The 5,238-nt window shown below is 61.2% G+C and carries 8 protein-coding genes and 2 pseudogenes; 5 read left to right on the top strand and 5 right to left on the bottom strand.

Annotated elements, in window-relative coordinates; translation table 11 throughout:
* Positions 1–24 precede the first annotated feature (24 nt).
* The gene (locus K7H91_RS25390) at positions 25–357 is read right to left on the bottom strand and encodes a hypothetical protein (RefSeq protein WP_230722944.1); all 333 of its coding nucleotides are present in this window, start codon (positions 355–357) and stop codon (positions 25–27) included.
* A pseudogene (locus tag K7H91_RS25385) lies at positions 354–722 on the bottom strand (helix-turn-helix domain-containing protein); the annotation flags it as partial. The pseudogene K7H91_RS25385 and the gene K7H91_RS25390, both read right to left, overlap by 4 nt.
* Here K7H91_RS25385 and K7H91_RS25380 point away from each other — a divergent pair.
* From K7H91_RS25380 to K7H91_RS25360, 5 genes and pseudogenes are all read left to right on the top strand, one after another.
* A complete protein-coding gene (locus K7H91_RS25380) occupies positions 693–893 on the top strand; it encodes a hypothetical protein (RefSeq protein ID WP_230722946.1) in 201 nt (66 codons plus the stop codon). The pseudogene K7H91_RS25385 and the gene K7H91_RS25380 overlap by 30 nt on opposite strands.
* Before the next feature lie 48 nt (positions 894–941).
* Positions 942–1,302 (top strand): annotated as a pseudogene (locus K7H91_RS25375) (type II toxin-antitoxin system RelE/ParE family toxin).
* Positions 1,292–1,615 carry a helix-turn-helix domain-containing protein gene (locus K7H91_RS25370; protein WP_230722943.1) on the top strand — a complete coding sequence of 108 codons (324 nt, stop codon included), beginning with the start codon at positions 1,292–1,294 and terminating at the stop codon, positions 1,613–1,615. Before K7H91_RS25375 ends, K7H91_RS25370 begins: the two are co-directional and overlap by 11 nt.
* Positions 1,616–1,660: 45 nt before the next feature.
* Positions 1,661–2,179, top strand: coding sequence for a hypothetical protein (locus K7H91_RS25365; protein ID WP_230722942.1), 519 nt, complete (start codon positions 1,661–1,663; stop codon positions 2,177–2,179).
* A 12-nt stretch (positions 2,180–2,191) separates the two neighbouring features.
* A complete protein-coding gene (locus tag K7H91_RS25360; protein WP_269066531.1) occupies positions 2,192–2,491 on the top strand; it encodes a DUF3883 domain-containing protein in 300 nt (99 codons plus the stop codon).
* Positions 2,492–2,514: 23 nt separating this feature from the next.
* On the opposite strand, the gene K7H91_RS25355 is transcribed toward K7H91_RS25360, so the two are convergent.
* From K7H91_RS25355 to K7H91_RS25345, 3 genes are all read right to left on the bottom strand, one after another.
* Positions 2,515–3,228, bottom strand: coding sequence for a YoaK family protein (locus K7H91_RS25355; protein ID WP_230722941.1), 714 nt, complete (start codon positions 3,226–3,228; stop codon positions 2,515–2,517).
* Positions 3,229–3,442: 214 nt separating this feature from the next.
* Entirely contained in the window at positions 3,443–4,012 is a 570-nt protein-coding gene (gene scpB / locus K7H91_RS25350; RefSeq protein WP_419197526.1) for an SMC-Scp complex subunit ScpB, read from the bottom strand.
* 158 nt (positions 4,013–4,170) lie between these two features.
* Complete coding sequence (locus tag K7H91_RS25345) at positions 4,171–5,124, bottom strand: DUF1403 family protein (protein WP_230722939.1); 954 nt, start codon at positions 5,122–5,124, stop codon at positions 4,171–4,173.
* Positions 5,125–5,238: the final 114 nt, after the last annotated feature.

The following is a 5,238-nucleotide window of genomic DNA, read 5'->3' as shown; positions in this document are numbered from 1 at the left end:
GATTAATTCGGCGCATTCTTACAATTAAGTGCCAAGCGACACCACCAATTCGCGTCGGGTCAAGCACATGTAAACCAGATCCGATACGATTGGCAGGTTAGTGATCGGAATCAATCGAACGGTATGCTTCAGTTCGTCGTGGTGGTGGAAAAAATTCCTTAAGCATTTCAACGCAAGAAACTCGGGTACGTTGAGAAAATTAAAGTCCAGCCCTTTCGTAACCCTATCATTAAGGTTGTGTATCGATCCAAGAAGTTGAAACAGGGTATCAAGATCAGGAGCCGTGCAGTGGCTATAGTATGCACGGAAAAGCCGCGCCGATGCTGCCGATACGTTGGCAATGTTTTTGTCAGTCATAGCGCCTCACTGCTCAAATTGAGTCGTCTGCATACAACACCCCACGCTCGAAACCTCCCCCTGCCCGTCATCTCCCTCAACCCCAGCTCCTGCACGATCCGCCGCGCGCCTTGCGGCGTGACCTCAAGCGTCTTTGCCACCATGCCGGCGGAGATCAGCGGCCGCGCCATGACGAGCGCCATGAGCTCCGGCAGCCTAGATGACGTCCGCCGTCCCTCCAGTTTGCGCATCATCATCTGCCGCGCCAGCACCAACCGATCATGCTCCTTCAGCCCCGTCTCTGCAGCAATCGTCAGCGCCCCTGAGATCGCCAGCAACCGTGTCTCGCGATCACGATGCCTGCGCCGATCGACGGGGATAACCTTCGCGATATCCTGGCCACCCATATACTCAAGCAGACAGGATCTTACGAGCAGGCAAGCTATGCGATCCAAGACACGCCGGATGTGGTGCAGCAGCACTACGGGCGTTTTCTGCCACAGGACAAGGCCGCGCTTGCTGCCCGGATTCTGAATCAGGTATGGGAGGCGGCGTAGCAGCCTTTTCAACCTTGAGGGATGTAGCACTCAGTGCTATATAGACAGATGTCAGAACGAGTGTTCAAAACGGCGTGGTTCGCAAGGGCGTCAAAGAAGGCGCGGATTTCCGACAAGGCTCTGTCGAAGGCACTCCATCAGGTTGCCCTTGGCCAGGCCGACGATCTTGGCGGTGGCGTCTTTAAGAAGCGGCTCAACGAAAACATGCATCGGTCCATCGTTCTGGCAAAAGCCGGAGAGTTCTCATGCATTCGCCTATCTCTTCGCCAAGAAGGACCGGGCGAACATTGATGACGACGAGCTTGCGGCCTTCCGGAAGCTCGCGGAGCTTTACCGTCGCAAGACGACTGCTGACCTCGAGGCGGAGCTCGCGATCGGCGCCCTGCTGGAGATAGACCATGGCGAGTAAACGCAAGTTCAAGAGCGACGCCTTCGAGGCGATCCATAGTGCGGTTGAAGGCATGGCAGCGGCCGGCACCATCGACAAGGAAACGATGCGGACCTTCGATGAAGACTGCCTTGTAATCCCGCAGGAACTGACGCCTGACGCGATCAAGGCTCTGCGCGAACACAACCATGTCAGCCAGCCGGTCTTTGCGCGTTATCTGAACACAAGCCCGTCAACGGTGCAGAAATGGGAAACCGGCGCCAAACGGCCGAGCGGGCCGGCGCTCAAGCTCCTGTCTCTGGTACAGAAGCACGGGCTGCAGATGCTCGGCTGACGGGTTTCCCGTGACAAAGCAATTTTGCCGTCATAGCCTGGCACCATGAATGCTGAGCATTGGTCCGATCCGGAAAACGACGCGATCGTCGCCGTCTACTTCGACATGCTGAAGGATGAGCTGGCCGGTAGCGCCTATAACAAGGCGATGAACAACCGGCGCCTGCAGCAGTCCCTTGGCCGGTCCAAAGGCTCGATCGAGTTCAAGAACTGCAACATCTCGGCCGCGCTGATCGGCTTCGGCCTTCCCTATATCGGCGGCTACCAACCCCGCTTCAATTTTCAGATGGCGCTGGCGGAGGCCGTTTCGCGATGGCTTGCCAGGAACCCGTCGTTCGAAACGGCGGGCGCGGCGAAAATACATCCAGGTTTCGCTGAAGCCCCGCCCCTGTTCTTCGGCGTGCCGCCGACGATGCAGAATGCGCCGCCTCCGGCCGAACTGTCACAGCTTGAAGCAATCGCCCGCAGATTTGACGTGGCCGGAAGGGACGAGCGAAACCGCTCGCTTGGCACAGCTGGCGAAGAGCGTGTTTTCCATCACGAGCGCGCCCATCTTGCGGCCTAGGGTCGGAGGGATCTGGCCGCGAAGGTCCGCTGGGTCTCCCAGGAGGACGGTGACGGCGCAGGCTATGATATTGCCAGCTTCGCGCCCGATGGCTTGCCACGACTGATCGAGGTGAAAACGACGAACGGATGGGAGCGCACGCCTTTTTATATCTCGCGCAACGAGCTCGAGGTCGCAGACGCCCGTCGCCATGAATGGAGCCTGGTGCGTCTGTTCGACTTTTCCCGCGATGCACGCGCATTCGAGCTCCGGCCGCCGCTCGAAGCCCATGTTTCGCTGATGGCGACGCAGTTTCAGGCCGCCTTTAACTGAAGGCGGGTTCGGAACGGCAGTTGTCATGCCGCTCTTCGTCCGACCAGCCCGAACAGCAACGCGACGACGATGACCGCGATCACGGCGGCCGGCAGGGCGATCGAGACGACAAGCGGTGCTTGAATGACCGTCAACGCCCCGGCGAACACACCTGCCAGGACACTGAGCAATGTCGCCGCCGGTGCCACCGCCTCGCGCCAGCGCGCCCGCCCGGCGATCGCGTCGGCCACCTTCCCAGCCAGCGTCACCAATATCCCGCTCAGATACGTGCGAACCTCGAAATCCATGTGACCGCTGAACGCATGGTTGATCATGCCCATCGCCGCCGCCAGAGCCACCAGCGTCAGATATGGGGAGCCGCCCATCTCCAGATTGACCGCCGAGGCAGCGAGCACGCCCGCGACCAGCGCCAGCGACGCCGGATCGCGCCGCACTTCGCCCGCATTTACCAGACGACCAACAACGCCGCCTGTGAAGAAGGCGAGAACCGCACCGGCAATTTTCAAAGATGTCGCCCCGTGGCCGCTCACGGCTTCGGTCACGATTTTCGTCAGGTTGCCGCTCATGAAAGAGGGGAACATCTGGACTGAGGACAGCAAGGCGAGATATCCGACCGCATCGACCCACCCGGCAACGGCGTTGAGGATCAACGATACAAGACCTTGCGGTACCGAGAGGCGCGCGATCTGTCGTTTCACGTCAGCATCCCGCCCGCGGGTTTCGGAATTCTCCGGCATCGAAATGTCCCGACTGTTTTGCTCTTCATCGGACACCGAAAAGTCCGCCTAGCTATCTCTTATGACCTGCTCTCCCGGAAGTCGACGTCTATGCGCTGGCCATGTTCAGGTGTTCGTCCTGCCTTGATCGATTAGCATATTGCCGTGATGCGATCCTCCCACCCGTCTCGCGCCTTCCTGATGATGTCGGCTATCTCTCCCTTGGTACGCGCCCTTATTCCTCCTCGCCCTCGCCCACGGCCACCATCGCCTCCTCCTGCACAGCGGCTCTGCTGAGCAGACCCGCATCCTCGAGCGCCTCGATATCCGGCAGATCACGGAGTGTTTCCATGCCGAACGCGGAGAGGAAGTGCTTTGTCGTGATATAGGTATAGGGCGCGCCAGGTGTCGGGCTGCGGGGTCCGGAGGCGATGAGGGCGGCGTTGCGCAGCGAACCGATCGTGTCGCGGCTGACCTCCTTGCCGAAGATTTTTGACAGTTCGGCGCGGGTGATGGGCTGGAAGTAGCCGATGGCCATCAGCACCATGGATTCGAATTCGGAGAGGGCCGCGCCCCCGCCCCTTGTGGGCGCTGCGGAGGCGCGGATGGCATCGGCATAGGCCGGGCGGCTGCGGTGCTGCCAGCCGCCGGCGACCGGGACGATCTCGTAGGGCCGGCCGGTGAGTTCTTCGCGAAGATCTTCGATCAGGAGGTCGATGCTGCAAGCCTTGCCGACGACACGGGAAAGCGTTTCTCGGGAAACCGGCTCGGCGGCGGCGAAGATCACCGCCTCGACCCGCAGCATCCATTCGCGCCAGCGCAGGTCTGCCGGCAAGGCCTCAAGCTCCCGATCAAAGAGGCGGTCGCCTCCCGCCTTTTCGTCTACGGCATGCGCCCCCTTATGTTCGGCTCCAGCTTTCGCTTTCCGATAGCTTGTTTTGACGCCATTTGCTCCGGTCATGGTCACAACCCGTAAATCCGGAAGGCGGAACGGCCCGACAATTCGCACACGGCGCCGAAACTCTCGAGCCGTTCGAACAGGCGCGAGGCGGCCCAGCGGGAAAGGTTGCTGCCGGGGGCACTCGCGGCGATGGCATCCTCGTCCATAAGTGTTTGAATAACAGGCCCCGCACCCTTGGTCCGCACCTTCGGGGCCACGGCCATCAGAACCTCCGCCCGACGCGCGATCGCATCCGCCGAGCGCAATGCGGTTGCAGCGCCATCGGCCAGTGCTAGGCAGACGGCGCGGGCGAACGCCGGCTCGCCCGCTCGCACACGCCCCCTGCCCCCGATGGTCCGGAATGCCGGGCCGTAGCGCTCCGCCATCAGCAGCGGCACGGGCCGGTTCCACTTCAACAGGGTTGCGATCATCATATCGGCCATGGCCCAGGCCAGCGGCTCGGCATCCGGGCGGACGGCGAGGATTGCGGTGACAAGGTCGGCGACCACGAAGGGGACGGCGCGTCCGGACTGGAGCGCGGTATTGGCCAGCTCCGGGATGGCGGCGAGGTCGTCGTCAAAGGCGAGCCCCATCAGAACGGTGAGATCCTCGACCTGTTTTACGGAAAATCCGGGTTTTCGGGCGGCGAGCCTTTTGTAGGCCAAAACAATCTTGCCAGCAGGGCCTGGATCGTCGCCGGCGGTGGTGAGCAGGACGGCGTCGCGGAGCGCCGCCTCGTCCTCGTTGCGACCGCTGAGACGGACGGCGGCGGAGGCGCATTTGAGCGCCTGCCGCTCGCGCCAGCAGCCAGCCCATACCGGTTCGGAGCGGACGAGATCGTCCAGTGATTTCAGGGTGATACCAGCCGAGAAGGCGGCATCGGCTTCGCGCACGTCGGGACCGCGCGGGCGAGTCCAAGCTGGCAAGGGCGCGGCGGTCGCGGCGGTTTTGACATGTGTTGCAGCGTACGAATCCATAGCGTTGAGGCTAACCGAAACGAGCGGTTAACGCCAGTGATGTCGACGTAAAGCGCACAGCTTGTCTTTTGCTTATAATGATTGATAATCTTGCATTATCGTTCATAATGCTCA

Origin of the sequence: Martelella mediterranea (assembly GCF_021021415.1) — a bacterium.
Classification (GTDB): Bacteria; Pseudomonadota; Alphaproteobacteria; order Rhizobiales; family Rhizobiaceae; genus Martelella; species Martelella mediterranea_C.
This window is presented reverse-complemented; position numbering and strand designations above follow the sequence as displayed.

What these genes read in the sequence shown, in the direction of transcription:
- K7H91_RS25390 (WP_230722944.1), bottom strand. Translation starts at nt 357, where the DNA reads ATGACTGACAAAAACATTGCCAACGTATCGGCAGCATCGGCGCGGCTT.
- K7H91_RS25380 (WP_230722946.1), top strand. Translation starts at nt 693, where the DNA reads ATGCCTGCGCCGATCGACGGGGATAACCTTCGCGATATCCTGGCCACC.
- K7H91_RS25370 (WP_230722943.1), top strand. Translation starts at nt 1,292, where the DNA reads ATGGCGAGTAAACGCAAGTTCAAGAGCGACGCCTTCGAGGCGATCCAT.
- K7H91_RS25365 (WP_230722942.1), top strand. Translation starts at nt 1,661, where the DNA reads ATGAATGCTGAGCATTGGTCCGATCCGGAAAACGACGCGATCGTCGCC.
- K7H91_RS25355 (WP_230722941.1), bottom strand. Translation starts at nt 3,228, where the DNA reads ATGCCGGAGAATTCCGAAACCCGCGGGCGGGATGCTGACGTGAAACGA.
- scpB (WP_419197526.1), bottom strand. Translation starts at nt 4,012, where the DNA reads ATGCTGCGGGTCGAGGCGGTGATCTTCGCCGCCGCCGAGCCGGTTTCC.
- K7H91_RS25345 (WP_230722939.1), bottom strand. Translation starts at nt 5,124, where the DNA reads ATGGATTCGTACGCTGCAACACATGTCAAAACCGCCGCGACCGCCGCG.